Below are 22793 nucleotides of genomic sequence, written 5' to 3'. Positions count from 1 at the left end.
AGAGAATAGCTTCCGTTTAAGTTTTATGTTTTTAAGATAGCGGGTGTTTGTTATGACAACGGTTCTTCACAAAGAGCAAATTTATCACTTGGCAGAAAATGCGACAGCTGCAGACTTTGCAAAAACCGTTCTTCCTTCAGACCTCTCCCAAATTGTGGGAGTGTCTGTCAATGGGGTGCTAAAAGACCTTTCTACAACTTTAGCTCCCAACGACAATGTCCGCTTCATACTTCTCAGTGACCCTGAAGGGCGGGAAATATTTCTTCATTCTTCAGCCCACCTTTTAGCTCAAGCCGTTCTCAGACTATGGCCTCACGCTCAGCCTACGATTGGTCCCGTGATAGAACAAGGCTTTTATTACGATTTCGCAAACGTTTCTATAAGTGAACTAGATTTTCCAAAAATAGAAGCTGTTATGGCAGAAATTGTGGCCGAAGCTCTTCCCATAAAAAGAGAGGTCTTCCAAACCAAAGAAGAAGCTCTACAAGCCTTTCCTAACAATCCCTTTAAACAAGAGCTTATCTCTGAACTTCCAGAGGAATCTTCAATTACAGGGTACCGTCAAGGAGAGTTTTTCGACCTTTGTAGAGGCCCTCACCTCCCTTCTACTCGCGTCATCAAAGCTTTTAAACTTTTAAAGACTTCCGCAGCTTACTGGCGTGGAGACTCTTCAAAAACTTCATTAGTGCGCGTATACGGCATTTCCTTCCCTACAACAAAAGAACTGCGCTCTCACCTACAATTTTTGGAAGAAGCTAAAAAACGAGATCATAGAGTCCTAGGATCTCGCCTAGATCTGTTTTCTCAGCAAGAATTTTCTCCCGGGATGCCCTTCTTCCATCCCAGAGGGATGATCGTGTGGGACGCTCTGATTCAATTCTGGAAAGATCTTCATAAGGAAGCTGGATACCAACAGATAAAAACACCTCAACTACTGAATAGAAAACTCTGGGAGATTTCTGGACACTGGGAGAATTACGCTGAAAATATGTATACCCTCTCCATCGATGAGGATGATTTTGCCATCAAACCCATGAACTGTCCAGGGTGTATGCTGTACTACAAGACCTCCTTACACAGCTACAGAGAATTCCCTTTGCGTGTAGCCGAAATAGGCCATGTCCATCGTCAAGAGGCTTCTGGCGCCCTATCTGGACTAATGCGCGTGCGAAGCTTTCATCAAGACGATGCTCACATATTCTTAACCCCAGAACAAGTTGAGAGCGAAACACAAGCCATTCTAAAGCTATTAGAAAAATTATACGGAACCTTTGGACTAGACTACCACTTAGAACTGTCAACTAAACCAGAAAAAAGCACTATAGGCAGCGATGAACTTTGGGATCTAGCTACACAAGCTCTAAATCGAGCTCTTGAAACTAGCGGCAAAGAGTTTAAAATCAGCCCTGGGGAAGGCGCTTTTTACGGTCCAAAAATAGATATCCATGTCAAAGATGCTATCGGGCGTACATGGCAATGTGGAACTATTCAACTTGATATGTTCCTTCCTGAGCGCTTCGATTTGACGTATACGGACGCTGAAGGCAAGAAACAGATTCCCATCATGCTTCACAGAGCTTTGTTTGGCTCTATCGAGAGGTTCTTTGGAATACTTATAGAACATTTTAAAGGTCGCTTCCCTCTTTGGTTGAGCCCTGAGCAAGTACGTGTTGTTACCGTCGCAGATAGACATGCAGACTTTGGCAGGATGGTATTACAAAAACTACAACAACAAAACATCATTGCCTCCTTAGATGACTCCAACGAATCTGTAAGCAAAAAGATTCGTAACGCACAAAATATGCAAGTTAACTATATGCTGACACTTGGGGATAAGGAATGTGAAAATCAAACAGTGTCTATTCGAACCAGAGACAACCGTGTCGTTGGAGAAAAAAATCTTGAAGAATTCATTTCTATCGTTAGCCTAGAGAAAGATAACAGAAGCCTTCATGCTTTGATCTAGACAAGGAGATCTATGAAAACTATCGCCGTAAATAGCTTTAAAGGCGGAACAGCGAAGACATCAACAGCTTTACACTTGGGAGCAGCCTTAGCTGCTTACCACAAAGCTCGTGTATTACTTATAGATTTTGATGCTCAAGCAAATCTCACAGCAGGTTTAGGGCTTGACCCAGACTGTCATGACAGTTTAGCCGTTGTCCTACAGGGAGAAAAAGACGTCTCAGAAGTCATCAGACCTATAGAAGACTCGAACATGGATCTAATCCCTGCCGACACTTGGCTAGAACGCATAGAGGTTTCTGGAAATTTGGCTGCGGATAGATACTCTCATGAAAGACTTAAGCATGTCCTGCTTAAGTTAGAATCTTCTTATGATTATGTCATTATTGATACTCCACCTTCCCTTTGTTGGCTAACAGAGTCTGCTTTAATTGCTGCTAATTACGCTCTCATATGCGCTACCCCTGAATTTTATAGCGTGAAAGGCCTGGAAAGACTAGCAGACTTTATTAGCGGTATCGCCTCCCGACATCCCCTGTCGGTACTAGGAGTCGCCCTCTCTTTTTGGAATCACAGAGGGAAAAATAATGAAGCGTTCACTCAGTTGATTCAGAAAACTTTCCCTGGAAAGCTTCTAAATGCAAAAGTACGCAGAGACATTACGGTATCCGAAGCTGCTATACGAGGAAAGCCAGTATTTGTAACAGCTCCTACAGGAAGAGCCTCCGCTGATTACCTAGAACTAACTGATGAATTATTAGCTCTTCTGAAGGACTAGCGACTACCATGACAAAATTAAAGACTATTCTAGAGAACAGGTTTAAGAAAAAGCCCAACGATCAGGGCTCCCAAAAGATGCGCGACCTTGTTCACAAGCGCATAGAGGGAGAGCTATCACCTTTTTCTGGAATTTTTCAAACTAAGCAGCCCTCTCAAGAGGATCATGACCATTTACGACAAATTCTTCAAAAATACTCTTTAACACAAGATAGCGCCGAAGAAGCCCTAGACCTGCCTAAATTGATCTCCTTATCAGCAGAAATTAAGGAAATTCACAGACAGGCTATTTTATTACATGGAGAACGCATCAGCAAGGCTCGCGAAATTCTGAAAAAATACCGCGAAGGGGCCTTTTCTGCTTGGCTGCTGTTCACCTACGGGAACAGACAAACTCCCTACAACTTCTTGGTCTACTACGAACTTTATACCTCCCTTCCGGACCCATTAAAAAGGGAGGCTGAAAAAATGCCCAAGCAAGCACTTTATACGCTAGCGTCTAGAAACGGCTCAAAAGAGAAAAAGGAAGAAATTATCCGCAACTATTGTGGAGAAACCAAAGACCAAATCTTATCTCTGATTCGAAAAGAGTTTCCTTTGGAGGATTCTGACGAACGAAGAGCATGCTTCCTTTCTGCAGCAATAAAGCACCTGGAAAAAGCCTCTACACTATTAAAGGAAGCCCCTCAAAAAGTTTCAAAACAAAAATTCTCTAAGCTTAATAAATTGCTAAAAAAACTCGAAACAATTACAAATGGGCTTACTTCAGACGACTAGGAGATAGATATGGCACAAAAGACCGCAAACCAAATTGTTTTAGAAGACAATGTTTTTCTTCTTATTGAAGGGAATCTGAAGCGGATCTTCGCCACCCCTGTCGGCTATACGACATTTCGGGAAGTTCAGAACGTTGTTTTCAACTGTTCAGAAAACGATCAAGAAAAGGCAAACTTTTTCTTTGAGCTCCTCATCAACGGGAAATTAACTAAGGAACTGCCAGCCAAGCAGCAAACCGCAGCACACGCACTCATTAGTGAATTCATGATGCCCATCAGAGTAGCTAAAGACGTTCATGAACGTGGAGAGTTCATTAATTTTGTCACTTCTGATATGATCGCCCAGCAAGATCGATGCGTCTTCTTGAATAGGTTAGCTAGAGTAGACGGTCAGGAGTTTTTGCTCATGACAGATGTACAGAATACATGTCACCTTATTCGTCACTTTATTGCTCGTCTCATGGAAGCTCAAAAGAACCCTGTCGGCGAAAAAAATCTCGCAGAGATCAGCGAAGATGTGTTGTCTTTGAAAAACTACTTGGAAGAATTGTCGAAAAGCCTCAAATAATTTTTAAATGAAAAAAATTCGTGTATTGACAGGCGACAGGCCTACAGGAAAACTTCACCTTGGACACTGGGTGGGATCATTAAAAAATCGCCTGGCTCTACAAGAAGATGACCGCTATTCTTGTTTTTTGCTAATAGCAGACTTACACTGCCTGACAACGAAACATCGAAAGGAAGAGCTTGCTTTAATAGATCAGCATATTCATGACGTCGTTGCCGACTGGCTGGCTGTCGGTATAGATCCAGATAAAACAGTCCTCTACCTACAGTCTGCTATCCCAGAAATTTTTGAGCTGCAGTTACTACTCTCTATGCTGGTATCACTGAATCGTTTGGTAGTGATTCCAAGCATTAAAGAAATGGCTGCTAATGCTTCTATAGACGAAGCCAGCATCCCTTTCGGTTTAGTAGGGTACCCTGTTCTACAAAGCGCAGATATTTTACTAGCTAAAGCTCAGGTCGTGCCTGTCGGTAAAGATAATGAATCTCACGTGGAGCTTACTCGGGATATAGCAAGGAAGTTCAATCGACTATACGGATCTACTTTTCCTGAGCCTCAAGTTTTACAAGGGGAATTATCTTCTCTAATAGGGACTGACGGCCAAGGAAAGATGAGTAAATCCGCTAACAACGCTATATTTTTGAGCGACGATGATGCTGCTATACGAAAAAAAGTACGTAGCATGTACACCGACCCCAATCGTATCCATGCAAATACCCCTGGTCGAGTAGAGGGAAATCCTGTATTCATCTATCATGATTTGTTTAACTCCAACCCCGATGAAGTTAGTGAATTTAAAGAACGCTATCGAAGAGGGTGCATCAAGGACGTAGAAGTAAAAGATCGTCTAGCAGAAGAGATCATTAAGTTTTTGTCTCCTTTTAGAGAAAAGCGAGAGGCCCTGCTAGCCAATCCAGCCCTTATTAAGGAAGCCGTTGCTAAAGGGACGGAGATAATGTCTAAAATAGCTAAAGAAACAATGGGTGAAGTGCGTGAAGCTATAGGCTTCAGTAGACACTGGCATCAACTACTTCTCAATCGGTAAAAAACTACATGGGTTTTTCTCTCAACAGTTCGTATTCCCCCTGTGGAGATCAACCAGAAGCAATAAAAGCCTTAGTAGAAGGAATACGAACGGGTAAATCTGCACAAGTTCTTAAAGGAGTCACAGGCTCTGGAAAAACCTTTACTATTGCTAATGTTATAGAACAAACAGGTCTTCCTACTCTTATTCTTGCTCATAATAAAACGTTAGCAGCACAGCTATATTTAGAATTTAAAGAATTTTTTCCTACTAATGCTGTGGAGTACTTTGTTTCCTATTACGATTACTATCAACCAGAAGCATATATAGCAAGAAGCGATACTTATATTGAAAAAAGCTTATTGATAAATGATGAGATAGATAAGTTGAGGCTTTCTGCAACACGCTCCCTACTTTCTAGGAAAGACACTATTATAGTTGCCTCAGTTTCTTGCATTTATGGCATAGGATCCCCAGAACACTACCTAGCAATGAGTCTGTCTCTCAAAGTAGGAGAACGATACCCCAGAGACTTTTTGTTATCCCGGCTTGCGGAAATGCACTACCAAGCCACAGAAAATGTCCCTGATAGAGGACTCTTTAGAGAAACCGGAAGCATTATAGACATTGTTCCTGCTTATGATACTTTATTCTCCTTACGACTAGAATTTTTTGACGACGAGCTAGAAGCTATTAATCTTTTACACCCCACCAATTTTTCCCTTATCAAAACCTTAGAAGAATTCACTCTATTTCCTGGATCTCATTACGTTACTCCGGAAGAGGTGCGAGAAAAAGCTTTGCGCTCCATCGCAACAGAATTAGAAGATCGACTTTGTTTTTTCGAAGATCGCCCAGTGGAACGAGAGCGGCTCTTTAATCGAACGAAATACGATATGGAAATGATTAAAGAAATCGGCTTTTGTAAAGGCATAGAAAATTATTCTGCTCACTTTACAAATGCACCAGCAGGCGCTCCCCCTTACTGCTTGTTGGACTATTTTCCTAAAGACTTCCTATTGATCGTCGATGAGTCCCACAGAACCCTTCCTCAAATTCGGGCAATGTATCATGGAGATCGATCTCGGAAACAATCTCTAATAGAATTTGGATTCCGACTACCCTCAGCATACGATAACAGGCCCCTAACCTTTGATGAAGCTTATAGATATTTTCGCAAAGTGATCTATGTATCTGCTACTCCAGGAGAGGAAGAAATAGAAAAAAGCCTCGGCAATATTGTTGAACAAATAATCCGTCCAACAGGGATTCCAGACCCAGAAATCGAAGTGCGTTCAGCATCGGGACAAATCGATGATCTCTTAGAAGAAATTCGTTCTCGATTAGAGGCAAATCCCAATGAGAAGATCATCGTGGTCTCTTTAACGAAAAAACTTGCCGAAGATATTTCCTCTTATTTATCCAATTTAAATATACGAGCAGCTTACCTACATTCAGGAATAGAGACTGCCGAACGATCTGAGATTCTTGCAAACTTAAGGAAAGGATATATCGATGTTTTAATAGGTGTTAACTTACTGAGAGAAGGGATAGACCTACCAGAAGTATCTCTGATAGCCATTCTAGATGCTGATAAAGAAGGATTTTTGAGAAGTTTTTCTTCTCTTATGCAATTTTGTGGCCGAGCAGCAAGGAATATTTCAGGAAAAGCTATTCTTTATGCAGATATAATAACAGACTCTATATCACAAACTTTAGCAGAAACGCAAAGACGAAGAAAACTTCAACAATCTTATAATAAAAAACATGGGATCATTCCTAAACCTATTATTAAAGAAATCTCCTCTTCCCTGCTTCCTAAGAAAGAATCAACAAAGAATCGAGAACTGGAGGAGGATATCTCCAATTTTTCAGAGCATGAAATAGAAAAATTCATAAAAAAATACGAAAAGAAAATGAAAGAAGCAGCACAAAAATTTCTTTTTGAAGAAGCTGCCTACTACAGAGATTTAATCCAAAAATACAAGGAATTCTTGTTGTACAAACAAAGATAAAGGGAAAACTTTATGCAAGAAGTAACTATAGTTGATATTCAATCTCGAGAGATCTTAGATTCTAGAGGGTTCCCCACGGTATCTGTAAAGGTCTTTACCGATTTAGGCATCGAAGCAGAAGCCTTTGTTCCTTCAGGAGCATCTACAGGCACCAAAGAAGCTTTGGAACTACGGGATAGCGACCCCTCACGTTATTCTGGCAAAGGCGTTTTGAACGCTGTCCATAATGTAAATACGACTTTACGCAAACTTCTTGTGGGACAAAATGTTTTCAACCAGATCCTTATTGACACTATGATGTGTGAGGCTGATGGCACTCCTAATAAATCAAACTTGGGAGCCAATGCCATTTTAGGCGTTTCCCTAGCCGTGGCTAAAGCTGCTGCTGCCTCCCTAGACATTCCCCTCTACCGCTATTTAGGCGGCGCCTTCGCTTCTGTTCTCCCCTGTCCTATGATGAACCTCATCAACGGCGGAATGCATGCAGATAATGGACTAGAATTCCAGGAATTTATGGTTCGCCCTGTAGGAGCCCCCACGTTTGCAGAAGCTTTACGTATGGGAGCAGAAGTTTTTCATGCGCTAAAAAAACTTCTCAACACAAAAAATTTGGCAACAGGCGTTGGTGATGAGGGCGGCTTTGCCCCGAACCTAGCTTCCAATGAAGAGGCTTTGACTCTACTTTTAGAAGCTATAGAAAAAGCCGGTTTCACTCCAGGCAAAGATATTTCGTTAGCTCTCGACTGTGCTGCCTCTTCGTTCTATGATCCCACCGCTGGTCTTTATGCTGGCTCAAGAACTAGCAAGGAGCAAATAGCTCTCTTGTCTAAACTATGTGACCAATTCCCTATAGATTCGATAGAAGATGGTTTGGCTGAAGATGATATTGAAGGATGGAAGCACCTTTCGGATAGCCTCGGAGATAGAATTCAAATCGTTGGAGACGACATTTTTGTGACTAACCCCAAAATCATTTCTGAAAGCATTTCCCAAGGTATTGCTAATGCCGTGCTTATAAAATTTAATCAGATAGGCACCCTATCGGAAACTATAGAAGCCATTTCTCTCGCTCAAAGTAACGGATACGCCACGATCATTTCTCATCGCTCAGGAGAAACAGAGGACACCACTATAGCCGATCTGGCTGTTGCTCTAAGCGCAGGACAAATTAAAACTGGGTCTATCTCCCGATCCGAACGTATTGCCAAATACAACCGTCTTTTGGCCATAGAAGCAGAACTCGGGAGCCAAGCGCTGTTTAGAGATTCCAACATCTTTGCTTGCTAGTACAACTTTTCTTCTAGCACCCCTCTTCATTCGGAGCTTTTAAAAGCTCCGAATTTTTTCCGCTAACTATTTTTTTTATCTTTTCCTATCATGCGAATATGATTCCCTTCATAAAAACGATAGGTTTCCGCCTTTGGCTCGCTTGCAGCGCGGCAATTATTACCCCGTTGGGAGTAAACATCTTCTTATTAGCAAAATCCCGATACCAGAAAACAGTAGCTGCAGCAGCAACAATCCTGGAAGAAGATTCCGCATTTAAAGTTTCAACTATAGCCAAAGTTATCCCTCTATCAAAAAATGCTTTATCCTTTCTGTCTGATGCTTTGGATCTTGACGAGCAATTCCCTTCCTCTCCAGACCTTTCTTTAAGTCAGGAAATGCGATACTTATTCCAAGAAGTATATAGTGAACTATCTTTAGTTAAAATTGACAATGAAACACCAAACCTATTGTCTGGTTCTATCATAGCGTCAACACAAACAGAGAAAATTGGAAAAAGACAAACATTAAAAACTTCCCTAAAAGAACCTTTTCAAATTTCCATAAAATATTCCGAAGCTGATAAAGCCATTATCATTTCCTCTGCATCTAACGTTTACAACAAAATATCTAAAAAATTAGAAGGCGCTCTATTAACGACTTACAGCGCAGAAAAGTTCTTCCAAGATCTTCTAGTAAGCCAACAAGAAAACTTTATCATTCAGACAGCCGTCATTACCCATGATGGCCTCATTATCAAAGCTTCTGATCCTAAACTATTTTTGCAGCAACTAAAAACATCTACGCCAGAAAAAATCGACCGCAAACATTTGACCATAGACACCTTAAAAATAGGATCTTCTTTCATAAAATTTTATCACAATGATCAAGAAATGTGGGGATTTATAGAGGAAGTCCCTGAGCTCGATATAGCCTTACTATCCTATAGCCCCAAATCTCAACTTTTAAAGCCCTTGAAACTTAAAATACTTTTGTATTGCGCTTACCTGCTATTTATTTTTCTAGGCAGCTTCTTTGCTTACGGTGTAGCTAAAATTTTATCCTATCCCATTCGCAAATTGGCAACGGTAATGACACGAACTCGTCATGTAGAGGATACCCTTCCCTATAAGGAAGTAAAATTCGGATTTGAAATCAACCGGTTAGGAGCTATCTTCAATGATCTCCTTCACAACCTCTCTACCCAACAAAAACTGGCAGAAAAAAATTTTAGAAAGAAAGAATCTGCTCAACAAGAACTACAACTGGGAGAGCAAGCCCAGAGAAGTCTTCTACCAACAAAAGTCCCTTCCTACCCAGGAATAACTACAGCATATAACTTCTCTCCGGCGATTACTGTAGGAGGAGATTTTTTTGATGTGTTCGTGAAGGGGGAAGGAGATCTAGCGCAATTTTTCGTCGTAATAGCAGATGCTTCGGGCAAAGGAGTTAATGCTTGTGGACATTCTTTATTCCTCAAAAATATGCTGAAAACATTTCTTATGGAACTCTCTTCCATAGAAGATGCTGTCAAAAAAACCGCTGAAGGATTTTTCCCTTTCACTCAAGAAACAGGAATGTTTGTCACCCTCTGCATTTACCGATACTCATATGCTTCAGGTACTATAGATTATTACTCTTGTGGACACAACCCAGGATACTACGCATCCCCAGAGGGCAAAATAACAACACTTTCTCATCCAGGGATGGCTTTGGGCTTTGTTCCCAACGTTCCCATATTTCCTGTATCAACATTAAAACCTCAAAAAGGCTCTGTTATCGCTTTGTATTCTGATGGAGTTACAGAAGCTCATAACAACAAAGAACATTTGTTCGGAGAACAAAGACTGCAACAATGTCTGAAGCAATATTATAAACTTTCAGCAAAGGAGCTTTCTTCTGCGATTCTTACAGAAGTCAAAAATTTTGCCGAAGATCAACCTCAACATGATGACATAACTTTATTCATCTTTAAATTTCTCTAAAGAATATGCCTAAGCAAACCTTTACTACTCGAATTTTGTTGTTTCTTTTCATTATCATTCCCATCCCTCTATTTTTAAACTTAGGGATTTTTACATTTTTCTCTTTTTCTGAAGCCTTAGATTCCACGGAGCAATGTTTCCGCGCTCACGCAACCAACCTAAGTTTAGAAATCAAGAAAGTTTTGTCTTTTAAAAAATTGTTCTTAGAAAGAGTTGCTAACACTATATCCCTAAAAGAACTTACTGTACCTACGCAGGATCAAACATTTTTTCCCATAGTTTCTTCAGAATTATCAGAAGTTTCAGATTCTTTCGATTTATGCTTGCTAGATAGCAAAACAGGCAAAGTATGGGCTAAAAATTCTAACGATCCTTTTGTCTTTAATCTCTCACAAAAAAACTCGTTGAGAAGTAAACTGTTTAGATATTCCGGGATGACGTTCATTACAAAAGTCTCAGATCCTCAAACCCAAGAAAAAATTCCTTATATCGCTATCGTTGAAGAAATAGACACACCAAAGAATGGATTTACAACAAGCTCTCTCTCGGGTTTTCTTATTGCTTTTCAAAAACTAAAAACTCTCCAAAAAGAACTTTTTCAGAATATTACGCTGTCTCATGGCGATATTTTACTCGTAAACCATAGAGGCGAGATACTCTTAAGTTCTTCAGAATTTCTGCCTAAAGAACTTTTGTTAGATTCATCCACATACACTTTCGAAAGTTTAGTCCCTGATGGACCAAAAATTACATCTAAGACGCCCTCCTCAGCCATTCCCATCTATACACCGAAGCTGATGAGACACAGCAACTTAGTAAGCGCAAAGATTGAAGGAAAATACTACCTAGGATTTCTTCTAGATAAATTACCTATAGAAAACACTTATACACTATCTCTCCTACCTCTATCTCATTTTCTCTTAACAACATTCCGTTTGCCGTTAATCATTCTCTTTTTCTACATCATTACTTTCTCTCTGATGGCTTTTGTCCTGACGCGACTAAACAGAAAAGTAAGCAAGCCCTTACAAGAACTGACGACCTGCATGGAAGCTGCTTGGAAAGGAAATTATAACGTTCGTTTCGAACCCGATAGATATGGGTATGAAGTTAATGATCTAGGCAACGTATTTAACTGTACCCTACTACGATTGCTCATATCTATGGAAAAAGCTGACAAAGAGCGGCAAGCAAACCAGTCCTTACGAAATGAACTAGCACTCCTACAGACTTTAAAAACAACCCTTTTAGAACCCCATTACCCTTTTGGAAGCAATATTCAAAAATTTACCAATAAGACATCTCAACTTTCTCAAAGAGGATATTTTGAAGGCTGGGTAGAACGCAAAAACTCTAAAACTGAGACGCATCTCATAGGCGCCTTAGGCTACTCTACAGATAAAGGTCTTCCTTCGTACCTCTATGCTCTGTCAGCTAAGAGTCTTTTCCTTGCACAAGCAGACACTACTCCCAAACTAGAAGATATTGGAAGCAAAGTTTTTTCTAATCTCCAAGATAACCTATCTCCTCATCATTCTGTCAACTTCCTCATCATAGACTTCTGTTTCAAAGAAAACTCTGTGACGTTGTCTTTCTTTGGAGAAACTCAACCCAAAGTATTTGTGAGAAAAAAAGCTTCTTGTGAAGAAGTTTCTTTGCCTTCCAAACATTTCCTTTCCCCTGGAGATTCTCTTATTGTCCTTAACGCCAATGAAAATATCTCTTTAGACATCTCGGAAGAGATAAATCCTTTCTTATCAGACTCCCTACATCCCATACAAGGAGAGTCTCTTATGGAATTATTTGAAGATGCTGCAAGCATCAGAAATCTAGCAGAGAAAAAAATTTCCATTTATCAAATGAGTGAACACAGCATATAAAAATAAAGAGAGTTTACTGGAAGAAAGATGAAAGAAATGCTAAAGAAAGTTTAAATTAACGAAACTTTCTAGAGTGATGAAAAATTTTCATCTTTCTGTTTTTCAAGACGTCATCGATGCCAGAAACCTTTCTGATGAAGAAAGTATCTTTTTCGAAGAAGATGCAGAAAGCTCTTACATATTCTCTTTCAAAAGGTTCCTAAATCCCCTAGCTTTCAGAAATCTAAAACTTGCCAGAGCATTATCCCAAAGAATCATTTCAGATTCTGGAGAATTAGATATTTCTATCGTTGTCTCCTCCATAGAAATTTTATCAAAGGGGATTTATCCCTTAGGACCTTTTCGACAAGAAGAAGCGCCTTTTCGCGAGCATACACTAAACATGTTGAAGGCAATCAAAAATAAGGTGGAAATCAGAGACACTTTGAAAAGATTGTTCCTACCCACACAAAAAGCCTTACAAAACATTATTAGACGTTCATTAGCTTTACCTCCAGAAGAAGAGTTGACTGTTGCTCATGCTCGTAGAGCCGCTGTATCAGCACTTCTCTCCTACCTTCGGCAAGATGTCGGTACATGCTTCGCCTCAGCTTTAGCTATCGTTATTCAAAAAGAATATCCAGAAAAATTCATAACAGATATTGATAAGCTACTAAGTAGCGGCCGACTATCAAGAATGGTTGGAGACAAAGAATACCTTGCTCCCATCAATTTATCCGCATCATTAGGAGATTTATACAACCCTGTAGAAATTTCTTCCTTATATCCCGATCCTTTTGCTGCTATAGCATCCTCTCCAGAACTATTACACGCATTTTCCTCAGCAGGAATTTTTTCTCCAGAGCAACAACCAGAAGAGCAACTGCAAGCATTATTAGCCAATGAGTATTTAACCCAAAAACTCTCAGATCCTTTAGCCTCCATCTCTGCTCATGAAATTATTCAATCTACACTGCTTCACGCCTTTGGTATTACTCAAGACCAAGTAAAACAAACTCTCCTTACGCAAGGGATCAAAGAGAAAAGTGGTTTACAACACCTTTTTTCAGAAACACATCAATATCTTCAAGCCTATGAGCAAGCCAGGAATGCCTTTGTAGATATGTCTCAAAACGCTTTATTAAAAGTTTGGGAGCTCTCTTTAGCGACGTTGGCAGAGAAACCTACAGATAAAACAACGCCTCACTTATTAGCAGGTCTTGGTATTCGTAATGAAGACCCTTCGTGTATAGGAAGCATCCTAGAAGAAACTATCCATCATCTACTGCAAAAGCTAAATGCTGAAGCCAAAGACTGTGAATCCAGATACTACGAAGCTCAATCACAGCTAGACTATGTAAATAGTCGCTTACAAAACCCTATAAACTCTCAAGACAACCAAATTTTGTCTTATGATCATCATCGATTCCAACAAGAATTAAATGCTGCTCTATATGCCTGGGAACAAATAAAAGAAAAAACCAAGCACCTACTCTCCTTCCCTCAATTTTTTCTCAAATCTCTGACCACCCTACTTCCTCAATACTTCAAAAGTGCATATGACGTAGATTTATTACCAACGGCTAGTTCGCCATACACCGACTCTGCTGCTGGGTTCCGTTTGTTCTTTACCCATGGAAGAGCAAACAATTATGCTTGGTCTCCTATACAATCTTCGACAGAGTATGTACAATTCTTATCTAGCTTCTTTTCTTTCATGGAGCAGGAGATCCAGGATAAACGCTCAGTGTCTACTATCAAGGAAGAAGTGAGCTCTATCATTCAAAGCATTACCGCATTCGTACATTCTGATAATTTCCTTTCTGGAGCTTTTGATCGAATCCTTTCCCACTACCAATATCCCAAGCAAAAACAACAACAAAAAGTACCGGACTTTCTCCCATTCACTCCGTGGACATACATTTCTGGAGGCTCTTTATCCACCTTCACTTCCTGCTATTTTGAAGAGAACGTCTCGCTAACGAATATAAAAAAACATCCAGAAAATGCTCATGAACTCATAGCTTTTTATGCAGACGCTTTAAAAGACTTACCACTAAAAACAAAAAACTATTTGGAGGATGGTCATAGTCTAATAACATCATCTCCTAGTCATGCTTTCTCCATAATCCCATCTCATCCACTGTTTATGGATGCATGGAATAATGATTGGTACAGCTATACCTGGATTCGTGATGTATGGGTCAAGCAACACGAGCTATTTTTAGCCTCATACACACTCTCAAAACAAGAAATTCATTCACTAATCTTGAAGCTTACGGAAGACCTACACTTCTCCTCCTTAGCAGAAGAAATGCTTTCTTTCTTCGAAGATTTCTCCCTAACTCTGCCTGAGTTTTACGCTAAAACCCTAAAGTTTTTCGAACAAAACACTCAACATCCTAACTTACAGATAAAAAAACTTCTGTGTAGATCTCTTTTTCGTCTTATCCCCTTAATTCCTGAACAATTAGTTCCCTCTGCTATCGAAAAAGTTGCTTCTTACGTAGGAGTTTCTTCAAAAATAAAAAAAATTAATCTCCAGGAAATTTTAGAAAATCATTTCAACAAATTTTCTTTCTTATCTTCTAAAGAGTTCCTCCATCTATTTTCCTGCATGCTCCTTCAAGCTCTACAGAAAACACATTTCGACGAAGACCTATACTTCCGAACATTATCAGCTATGAGGCATCATAAACTCGCCTACCCCGCTCCTCTACTTTTTGCTGACTCTAACTGGAATAATACTTACCTCGGATTCACAGTGAATCCAGGCAACGCTCTAGTAGAACTCTGGGGTTTTAATTATGCTGGCGCTAACGGATTTCCCATGGTGGAATGGGAACAATATCTAAGTACTACCCAAGAATGGCTCCTCTTCTCTGATCCCGTCCAATACGGCATGCCTCCTCCCCCCGGATATCGATCTGGATTGCCTAAAGGGTTTTTCTAAACCCTTTAAACAATCCCTAACTTACCAAAGTATCTTAGCAGAGATCCATGCGACCCATGCTCCACTTGGTGCGACGCTCTCTCTTTACGCGCGGGCTTCTTCGGCGACTACGTCTTCAATAGACTCCTTAAAACTAACGTCCAACCTACTTTCCAAGGCATGAGCGTGGCGGTAGCTGATGCAGCACAAACTGTTTCTAATGCCACTAACGCTGTTGAAAGAAATAATGTGGCCTTACATAAAAATATGATTCAATCGGAACTCTATACCAATGCTGGATACCTTGCTCTCAATATCTGGGACCGCTTCGATGTCTTCTGCACCCTAGGCACTACCAACGCCTACATCAAAGGATCTTCTAGCGCCTTTAACCTTATCGGGTTAATTGGATTAGCTTCAGATCCAGGAAATTCTACCCCTACTAGTAAAACACGGCCAAATGCAAACATTACCAATGCTTTCGTGGAACTTTATACAGATGCTGAGTTCTCTTGGAGCATTGGCTCTAGAGGAGCTCTCTGGGAATGCGGATGTGCTACCCTTGGCACTGAATTCCAGTACGCTCAAGCTAAACCTCAAGTCTCCCAAATCAATGTCGTCTCTAACGTCGCTCAATTCTCTATAGATCATCCTAAGGGGTTTGTTGGAGATCTGGCTAAACTTCCTTTACCTTACGGACAAACAACAAAAGCTCCTGACCTCACTAAAGCTAAGACTGTTTCTGCAAATTATAATGAGTGGCAGGTAGGACTGGCTCTAGCCTATAGACTTAACTTTATCTCCCCTTACATCGGCATCAAATGGGCTAGGGCTAAAGTAGACTTCGACGGAGCTTACATCACACAACCACAGCTAGCTGAAACTGGCGAAAAATTAGACATGCAAACCTGGAATCCGACCCTAGTTGGAACAGAAGATCCCGGCAGCGCTAATACAGATGCTGTAGATGTACTAACTCAAGTATCCGTTACCTTGAATAAATTAAAGTCTAAGGAATTAGCTTCTCTATTAAAAATAGAGAAACTTCTTATATATAGGCTTTTCTGTAAGAAAAGCCTTTCCTCTTAAGCCCGCGCTCTCTCTTTACGCGCGGGCTTCTTCGGCGACTACGTCTTCAATAGACTCCTTAAAACTAACGTCCAACCTACTTTCCAAGGCATGAGCGCGGCTCCTTCTGGGAACACAGCGACAGAAAATCCAGAAAATTTAGAATCAAGCCCTCGAATCAATGCAGCACTACACAAAAATATGACTCAATCCGAGTTCTATACCAACGCAGGATACCTTGCTCTCAATATCTGGGATCGTTTCGATATCTTCTGCACCCTAGGTACTACTAACGCCTACATCAAAGGATCTTCAGCAGCCTTCAACCTCATTGGACTTATTGGGAAAACAGCCGCTGTAGAAAAAGAAGATCGACCCAATGTCAACATTAACAATGCTTTTGTAGAACTTTATTCAGATGCTGAATTCTCTTGGAGTATCGGTGCTAGAGGCGCCCTATGGGAATGTGGGTGCGCTACCCTGGGAGCAGAGTTCCAGTATGCCCAGGCAAAACCTCAAGTCTCTCAAATCAACGTCGTATCTAACGTCGCTCAATTCTCTATCACTCATCCCAAAGGATTCATCGGAGAAGACGCTAAACTCCCCCTACACAACTCTGGAACAGCTCCTTTTGTCCCTGATATGAGCAAAGCTAAAGCTGTTTCTGTAAACTATAATGAGTGGCAAGTAGGGCTTGCTTTGGCTTACAGACTTAACTTCATCTCTCCTTACGTCGGTATTAAGTGGGCGAGAGCCAAAATAGACTTCGATGGAGCTTATGTCGCGCAACCTCAACTTTCTTCTGAGCAATTGGACCTTGTCACTTGGAATCCCACTCTTAGAGGATCTGCTGCCGCGACTGGGACTGAACAAGCAGACGTGCTAACAAAAGTATCCGTCACCTTGAATAAATTAAAGTCTAGAGGATGAGCTTCTCTATTAAAAATAGAGAAGCTTCTTACTATGGGCTTTTCTGTAAGAAAAGCCTTCCTCTTAAGCCCGCGCTCTCTCTTTACGCGCGGGCTTCTTCGGCGACTACGTCTTCAATAGACTCCTTAAAACTAACGTTCCCCCTACTTTCGAGGGAATGGCCGTGGCTCCTTCAGGAACAGCTTCAGCTCTAACAAGCCCAGTTCCCAGGCCTAACGTAGCTCTTCACAAAAACATAACTCAAACCGAACTTTACACCAACGCGGGATACCTCACTCTCAATATCTGGGATCGCTTCGATCTCTTCTGCACCCTAGGCACTACTAACGCTTACATCAAAGGATCTTCTGCAGCCTTTAATCTTATTGGGCTTATTGGCGGAGCAGCTGATCCTGGTCACGCAACTCCTGGAAGTAGAACACGTCCAAATGCTGATATTACGAATGCTTTTGTGGAACTCTACACAGATGCGGAATTCTCTTGGAGCATCGGTACTAGAGGCGCCCTCTGGGAATGTGGATGTGCTACCTTAGGCGCAGAATTTCAATACGCTCAAGCTAAACCTCAACTCTCTCAAATCAATGTCGTCTCTAACGTCGCTCAATTCTCTATCACTCACCCAAAAGGATTTGTTGGAGAGTTAGCTAAGCTGCCTCTCCCTTATCTGCAAACAGAAAAATCACCAGAAATGAGCAAAGCTAAATCTGTTTTTGCTAACTATAATGAATGGCAGGTAGGGCTGGCTTTGAGTTATAGACTCAATTTTATCTCCCCTTACGTCGGAATCAAGTGGTCGAGAGCGAAAATCGATTTCGATGGAGCTTACATCACCCAACCTCAATTAACAGAAGCTGGTGAAAAATTAGACATGATCACCTGGAACCCGACCTTAGCTGGAGATGGAGATACAGGTGTTACGGCAAATAATGATGTTCTAACCCAAGTATCCGTCACCTTGAATAAATTAAAGTCTAGAGGATGAGCTTCTCTATTAAAAATAGAGAAGCTCTCTTACATAAGGGCTTTTCTTACAGAAAAGCCTTCCTATTAAGCCCGCGCTCTCTCTTTACGCGCGGGCTTCTTCGGCGACTACGTCTTCAATAGACTCCTTAAAACTAATGTCCCCCCAACCTTCAGAATGGCTGCTGCTCCTGGAACATCTGATGCAGACACGGCTGATTCTCTAACGGATAGGAACAACGTGGCTTTACACCAAAATATGACGCAATCTGAGTTCTATACTAATGCGGGATACCTTGCTCTCAATATCTGGGATCGTTTCGACATCTTTTGTACCCTAGGCACTACCAACGCTTACATCAAAGGATCTTCCAAAGCCTTTAATCTTATCGGGCTTATTGGGAAAAGCGGTGGAGCTATAGAAGCTCACGATATTCCTAATGTCAATATTGGAAATGCTTTTGTAGAACTTTATACAGATGCTGAATTTTCTTGGAGTATCGGCGCTAGAGGCTCCCTCTGGGAATGTGGGTGTGCCACTCTGGGAGCAGAATTCCAGTACGCTCAGGCTAAACCTCAAGTCTCCCAAATCAATGTCGTCTCTAATGTTGCCCAATTCTCTATCGACCATCCTAAAGGGTTCGTTGGAGAGAATGCTAAACTACCTCTGCACACAGTAAATTCTAACGGAGAAGTTTTCACTGTAGATATGGGTAAGGTTAAAGCTGTTTCACAAATTATAGTGAATGGCAGGTAGGATTCGCTCTGGCTTACAGACTTAACTTTATCTCCCCTTATGTCGGCATCAAGTGGGCGAGAGCAAAAATCGACTTCGACGGAGCTTATGTTGCTCAGCCCCAGCTGTCAGAAGAAAAATTGGATCTCGTTACTTGGAACCCAACATTAAGAGGAGCGACACAAACTGGAGGAGATCATCAAGCAGATTTTCTAACCAAAGTATCCGTCACCTTGAATAAATTAAAGTCTAAAGGATCAGCTTCTCTATTTTTAATAGAGAAGCTTCTTACATATGGGCCTTTCTGTAAGAAAAGCCTTCCTCTTAAGCCCGCGCTCTCTCTTTACGCGCGGGCTTCTTCGGCGACTACGTCTTCAATAGACTCCTTAAAACTAACGTCCCCCCTACTTTCTTTATGTCTGAACAAACAACAGAAGGCACTGTGGCTAACACACATTTTATAGGAAAAGAAAGACCTAATGTTGCTTTACATAAAGATATGACCCAATCTCAGCTCTATACCAACTCGGGCTACCTCGCTCTCAATATCTGGGATCGTTTCGATGTCTTCTGCGCCCTAGGCACTACTAACGCCTACATCAAAGGATCTTCCACTGCTTTTAATCTTGTCGGGTTCTTCGGAAATACTGATGCCATAACAGGAGCTGGGGCTACTGCTGCTCCAAACGCCTCAGTGGGAAACGCTTTTGTAGAACTTTATACAGATGCTGAGTTTTCTTGGAGTATTGGCACTAGGGGGGCTCTCTGGGAATGTGGATGTGCTACCCTAGGAGCTGAATTCCAATATGCCCAGGCAAAACCTCAAGTCTCCCAAATCAATGTCGTCTCTAACGTCGCTCAATTCTCTATCACTCATCCTAAAGGATTTATCGGAAAAGAAACAAAACTTCCTTTGCCTGAGGATAAGTCTAAAACAAAATCTATAACAACAGACTATACGGAATGGCAAGTAGGACTTGCTCTGGCTTATAGGCTTAACTTTATCTCTCCTTACGTCGGCATTAAATGGTCAAAAGCTAAAATAGATTTCAACAACGCATACATAGCCCAACCAGAACTTAGTGCTGCTATCTTTGATTTAACAACATGGAATCCCACTGTTGCTGGAACCAATGTAGAAGCAGCTGATCACAAAGATATCTTAACCAAAGTATCCGTTACCTTGAATAAATTAAAGTCTAAGGAATTAGCTTCTCTATTAAAAATAGAGAAACTTCTTATATATAGGCTTTTCTGTAAGAAAAGCCTTTCCTCTTAAGCCCGCGCTCTCTCTTTACGCGCGGGCTTCTTCGGCGACTACGTCTTCAATAGACTCCTTAAAACTAATGTTCCCCCCACATTCTCTATGTCAGATGAAGATTCTGACACAACTTCTGGCAGCTTTACAGCAAAAGAGCGGCCTAATATAGCCCTCCACAAAAATATGACCCAATCCGAGCTCTATACTAACGCTGGATACTTTGCTCTCAATATCTGGGATCGCTTCGATATCTTCTGCACCCTGGGCACTACCAACGCCTATATCAAAGGATCTTCGGCTGCATTTAATCTTGTGGGGTTATACGGGAATACAGATACGGATGCCGCAGCAACTGCTGCTGTCCCAAATGTATCCGTAGGCAATGCCTTTGTAGAACTCTACACTGATGCGGAATTTTCTTGGAGCATCGGCGCTAGAGGCGCCCTCTGGGAATGTGGCTGTGCTACCCTTGGAACTGAATTCCAATATGCCCAAGCAAAACCTCAAGTCTCTCAACTTAATGTCGTCTCTAACGTCGCTCAATTCTCCATCACTCACCCTAAAGGTTTTGTTGGTGATGATAGAACTCTGCCATTACCCACTAAAAATACTTCTACCACTCCAGATTTAACAAAAGCAAAGTCTGTTTCTGCAAACTACAATGAATGGCAGGTAGGACTAGCTTTAGCATATAGGCTCAACTTTATCTCCCCCTACATCGGTATCAAGTGGGCTAGAGCGAAAATTGATTTTGATAATGCCTATGTTGCCCAACCTCAATTAGAAACACAGAAACTAGATCTACTTACTTGGAATCCTACTGTTGCCGGAGATAATCTAACAGCCACCGCTGACAACAAAAGTCAGGACGTACTTAAAAAGGTATCCGTCACCTTGAATAAATTAAAGTCTAGAGGATGAGCTTCTCTATTAAAAATAGAGAAGCTTCTTACTATGGGCTTTTCTGTAAGAAAAGCCTTCCTCTTAAGCCCACGCTCTCTCTTTACGCGCGGGCTTCTTCGGCGACTACGTCTTCAATAGACTCCTTAAAACTAACGTTCCCCCTATGTTCCAAGGAATGGCTGCGGTTGTTGAAGATAACACAGTCGGAACTGTTTCCAACGCCGAACCAAGAACAAATGTGGCTCTTCATAAAAACATGACTCAATCCGAGCTCTATACCAATGCAGGCTACCTCGCTCTCAATATCTGGGATCGCTTCGATGTCTTCTGTACCCTAGGCACTACTAACACCTACATCAAAGGCTCTTCTGCTGCTTTTAATCTTATTGGATTGATTGGAGAAGAAACAGATCCAGGAGGAACTAAAACCCGCCCTAATGCCAATATTACCAACGCTTTCGTAGAGCTCTATACAGACACAGAATTCTCTTGGAGTATCGGTGCTAGAGGGGCTCTTTGGGAGTGTGGGTGTGCTACTCTAGGAGCAGAATTCCAATATGCTCAAGCTAAACCCCAGGTCTCCCAACTCAACGTCGTCTCCAACGTCGCTCAATTCTCCATTACTCATCCTAAAGGATTTGTTGGCGAATTAGCTAAGCTGCCTCTCCCTTATCTGCAAACAGAAAAATCACCAGAAATGAGCAAAGCTAAATCTATTTTTGCTAATTACAGCGAATGGCAAGTAGGACTCGCTCTAACTTATAGGCTTAACTTTATCTCTCCCTACGTCGGCATTAAATGGTCGAAAGCTAAAATAGACTTCGACGGAGCCTACGTAACTCAACCACAACTAGATGCTGACAAAGACAAGTTAGACTTAATGACTTGGAACCCCACTTTACTAGGAGTAGGACAAACTCCTGCAGCAAACGATGATGTCTTAACTCAAGTATCCGTCACCTTGAATAAATTAAAGTCTACTGGACAGGATTTACTTTTTCTTCTTTCTAAAGAAAGAGGCGAAGAAAGAAAAAAATTCGTGTTTCAAAACGGCTTTTCCCATAGCAGAAATACTTTCTGTTAAAGGCAGCTTTTTTGGACAGACACGCACACAATTTTGTGCTTGCCCACACCCCTCTAGCCCTCCTTTCCCAGCCAAAATTTTCAAACGCTTTTTAGCTTTTCTGTCTCCTGGATAGGTGTTAAACAGCCTTGCTTGGGAGATTGGTGCGGGCCCTATAAAATCTGAATCATCGTGCACCTGCGGACAAGCTTCGGCACAACAGCCGCAAGTCATACAAGTGGATAACGTGTACATTAGATCCTGTTGCTCTTGGGATACGGAAACACCATAATTGTCTCCTTCGACAGCATTTTCCACCCATCCTTGAACTTTCTTGAGGTTTTCGAACATGACAGATCTATCGACCATTAGATCTCGAATTAGCGGAAACTTTGTGAAGGGTGCTAACGTAACAGTATCTGTTCCAGTTTCCTCTAATAAGTTGGCGATCAGGGCTGTGCATCCTTGAGAAGGTTTTCCGTTGATAAGCATCGAGCAGGAGCCACAGACATCTTCTAAGCATCCCTGTTCCCATACGATGGGGTCCACGGGCTTCCCATCAATATTGATAGGATTTTTTTCTATTTCCATTAATGCGCTGATAACATTTTCCCCAGGCCGTAACGGTAGAGAAAACTTTTCCCAAAATTGATGCCCTGGTGTTCCTCGAAAAACTTTTAATATAAACATTCGTGAAAAACTTCC

Annotated in this window: 13 protein-coding genes and 6 pseudogenes; 18 read left to right on the top strand and 1 reads right to left on the bottom strand. The window is 41.4% G+C overall.

The genetic code is table 11. From position 1 onward, the window contains the following. Positions 1-52 precede the first annotated feature (52 nt). From thrS to KJA58_RS04530, 18 genes and pseudogenes are all read left to right on the top strand, one after another. The gene (gene thrS / locus KJA58_RS04615) at positions 53-1966 is read left to right on the top strand and encodes a threonine--tRNA ligase (protein ID WP_213358247.1); all 1914 of its coding nucleotides are present in this window, start codon (positions 53-55) and stop codon (positions 1964-1966) included. A gap of 12 nt (positions 1967-1978) precedes the next feature. Continuing rightward, entirely contained in the window at positions 1979-2743 is a 765-nt protein-coding gene (locus KJA58_RS04610; protein WP_213358246.1) for a ParA family protein, read from the top strand. Between the two features lie 8 nt (positions 2744-2751). Next, a complete protein-coding gene (locus KJA58_RS04605; RefSeq protein ID WP_213358245.1) occupies positions 2752-3519 on the top strand; it encodes a CT583 family protein in 768 nt (255 codons plus the stop codon). A gap of 9 nt (positions 3520-3528) precedes the next feature. Then, complete coding sequence (locus KJA58_RS04600) at positions 3529-4086, top strand: CT584 family type III secretion system tip protein (RefSeq protein WP_213358244.1); 558 nt, start codon at positions 3529-3531, stop codon at positions 4084-4086. Between the two features lie 7 nt (positions 4087-4093). After that, positions 4094-5131, top strand: coding sequence for a tryptophan--tRNA ligase (gene trpS, locus KJA58_RS04595; RefSeq protein ID WP_213358243.1), 1038 nt, complete (start codon positions 4094-4096; stop codon positions 5129-5131). Positions 5132-5139: 8 nt separating this feature from the next. Then, a complete protein-coding gene (gene uvrB, locus KJA58_RS04590) occupies positions 5140-7125 on the top strand; it encodes an excinuclease ABC subunit UvrB (RefSeq protein ID WP_213358242.1) in 1986 nt (661 codons plus the stop codon). Positions 7126-7137: 12 nt separating this feature from the next. Beyond that, the gene (gene eno, locus KJA58_RS04585) at positions 7138-8412 is read left to right on the top strand and encodes a phosphopyruvate hydratase (RefSeq protein ID WP_213358241.1); all 1275 of its coding nucleotides are present in this window, start codon (positions 7138-7140) and stop codon (positions 8410-8412) included. 98 nt (positions 8413-8510) lie between these two features. Continuing rightward, positions 8511-10376 (top strand): PP2C family protein-serine/threonine phosphatase, encoded by a 1866-nt coding sequence (locus KJA58_RS04580; protein ID WP_213358240.1) that lies wholly within the window; start codon positions 8511-8513, stop codon positions 10374-10376. Between the two features lie 5 nt (positions 10377-10381). Then, positions 10382-12256 carry a HAMP domain-containing protein gene (locus tag KJA58_RS04575; protein WP_213358239.1) on the top strand — a complete coding sequence of 625 codons (1875 nt, stop codon included), beginning with the start codon at positions 10382-10384 and terminating at the stop codon, positions 12254-12256. A gap of 76 nt (positions 12257-12332) precedes the next feature. Continuing rightward, positions 12333-15188, top strand: a complete 2856-nt coding sequence (locus KJA58_RS04570) for a hypothetical protein (protein ID WP_213358238.1) — start codon at positions 12333-12335, stop codon at positions 15186-15188. Positions 15189-15200: 12 nt separating this feature from the next. Then, the gene (locus tag KJA58_RS04565; RefSeq protein ID WP_213358394.1) at positions 15201-16256 is read left to right on the top strand and encodes a porin; all 1056 of its coding nucleotides are present in this window, start codon (positions 15201-15203) and stop codon (positions 16254-16256) included. A gap of 18 nt (positions 16257-16274) precedes the next feature. Continuing rightward, positions 16275-17165 (top strand): annotated as a pseudogene (locus KJA58_RS04560) (porin); the annotation flags it as partial. A gap of 85 nt (positions 17166-17250) precedes the next feature. Further along, a pseudogene (locus KJA58_RS04555) lies at positions 17251-18147 on the top strand (porin); the annotation flags it as partial. An 87-nt stretch (positions 18148-18234) separates the two neighbouring features. Next, positions 18235-18882: pseudogene (locus tag KJA58_RS04550) on the top strand (hypothetical protein); the annotation flags it as partial. A gap of 8 nt (positions 18883-18890) precedes the next feature. Further along, positions 18891-19325, top strand: coding sequence for a hypothetical protein (locus KJA58_RS05230; RefSeq protein ID WP_425513815.1), 435 nt, complete (start codon positions 18891-18893; stop codon positions 19323-19325). After that, positions 19208-20140, top strand: a pseudogene (locus KJA58_RS04540) (porin); the annotation flags it as partial. The gene KJA58_RS05230 and the pseudogene KJA58_RS04540, both read left to right, overlap by 118 nt. Positions 20141-20158: 18 nt before the next feature. Next, positions 20159-21043, top strand: a pseudogene (locus KJA58_RS04535) (porin); the annotation flags it as partial. An 82-nt stretch (positions 21044-21125) separates the two neighbouring features. Beyond that, positions 21126-22109 (top strand): annotated as a pseudogene (locus KJA58_RS04530) (hypothetical protein); the annotation flags it as partial. Here KJA58_RS04530 and sdhB read toward each other — a convergent pair. Beyond that, positions 22017-22778, bottom strand: a complete 762-nt coding sequence (sdhB, locus tag KJA58_RS04525; protein WP_213358237.1) for a succinate dehydrogenase iron-sulfur subunit — start codon at positions 22776-22778, stop codon at positions 22017-22019. The pseudogene KJA58_RS04530 and the gene sdhB overlap by 93 nt on opposite strands. Positions 22779-22793 lie beyond the last annotated feature (15 nt).

Origin of the sequence: Chlamydiifrater phoenicopteri (assembly GCF_902807005.1) — a bacterium.
Taxonomy (GTDB): Bacteria; Chlamydiota; Chlamydiia; order Chlamydiales; family Chlamydiaceae; genus Chlamydiifrater; species Chlamydiifrater phoenicopteri.
Note: the sequence above shows the minus strand (reverse complement) of the source record. Positions and strands in the feature narration are given on the sequence as shown.

Bases quoted from the DNA above. Each gene is read 5' to 3' on its own strand.
- thrS (WP_213358247.1), top strand. From the start codon at position 53: ATGACAACGGTTCTTCACAAAGAGCAAATTTATCACTTGGCAGAAAAT.
- KJA58_RS04610 (WP_213358246.1), top strand. From the start codon at position 1,979: ATGAAAACTATCGCCGTAAATAGCTTTAAAGGCGGAACAGCGAAGACA.
- KJA58_RS04605 (WP_213358245.1), top strand. From the start codon at position 2,752: ATGACAAAATTAAAGACTATTCTAGAGAACAGGTTTAAGAAAAAGCCC.
- KJA58_RS04600 (WP_213358244.1), top strand. From the start codon at position 3,529: ATGGCACAAAAGACCGCAAACCAAATTGTTTTAGAAGACAATGTTTTT.
- trpS (WP_213358243.1), top strand. From the start codon at position 4,094: ATGAAAAAAATTCGTGTATTGACAGGCGACAGGCCTACAGGAAAACTT.
- uvrB (WP_213358242.1), top strand. From the start codon at position 5,140: ATGGGTTTTTCTCTCAACAGTTCGTATTCCCCCTGTGGAGATCAACCA.
- eno (WP_213358241.1), top strand. From the start codon at position 7,138: ATGCAAGAAGTAACTATAGTTGATATTCAATCTCGAGAGATCTTAGAT.
- KJA58_RS04580 (WP_213358240.1), top strand. From the start codon at position 8,511: ATGATTCCCTTCATAAAAACGATAGGTTTCCGCCTTTGGCTCGCTTGC.
- KJA58_RS04575 (WP_213358239.1), top strand. From the start codon at position 10,382: ATGCCTAAGCAAACCTTTACTACTCGAATTTTGTTGTTTCTTTTCATT.
- KJA58_RS04570 (WP_213358238.1), top strand. From the start codon at position 12,333: ATGAAAAATTTTCATCTTTCTGTTTTTCAAGACGTCATCGATGCCAGA.
- sdhB (WP_213358237.1), bottom strand. From the start codon at position 22,778: ATGTTTATATTAAAAGTTTTTCGAGGAACACCAGGGCATCAATTTTGG.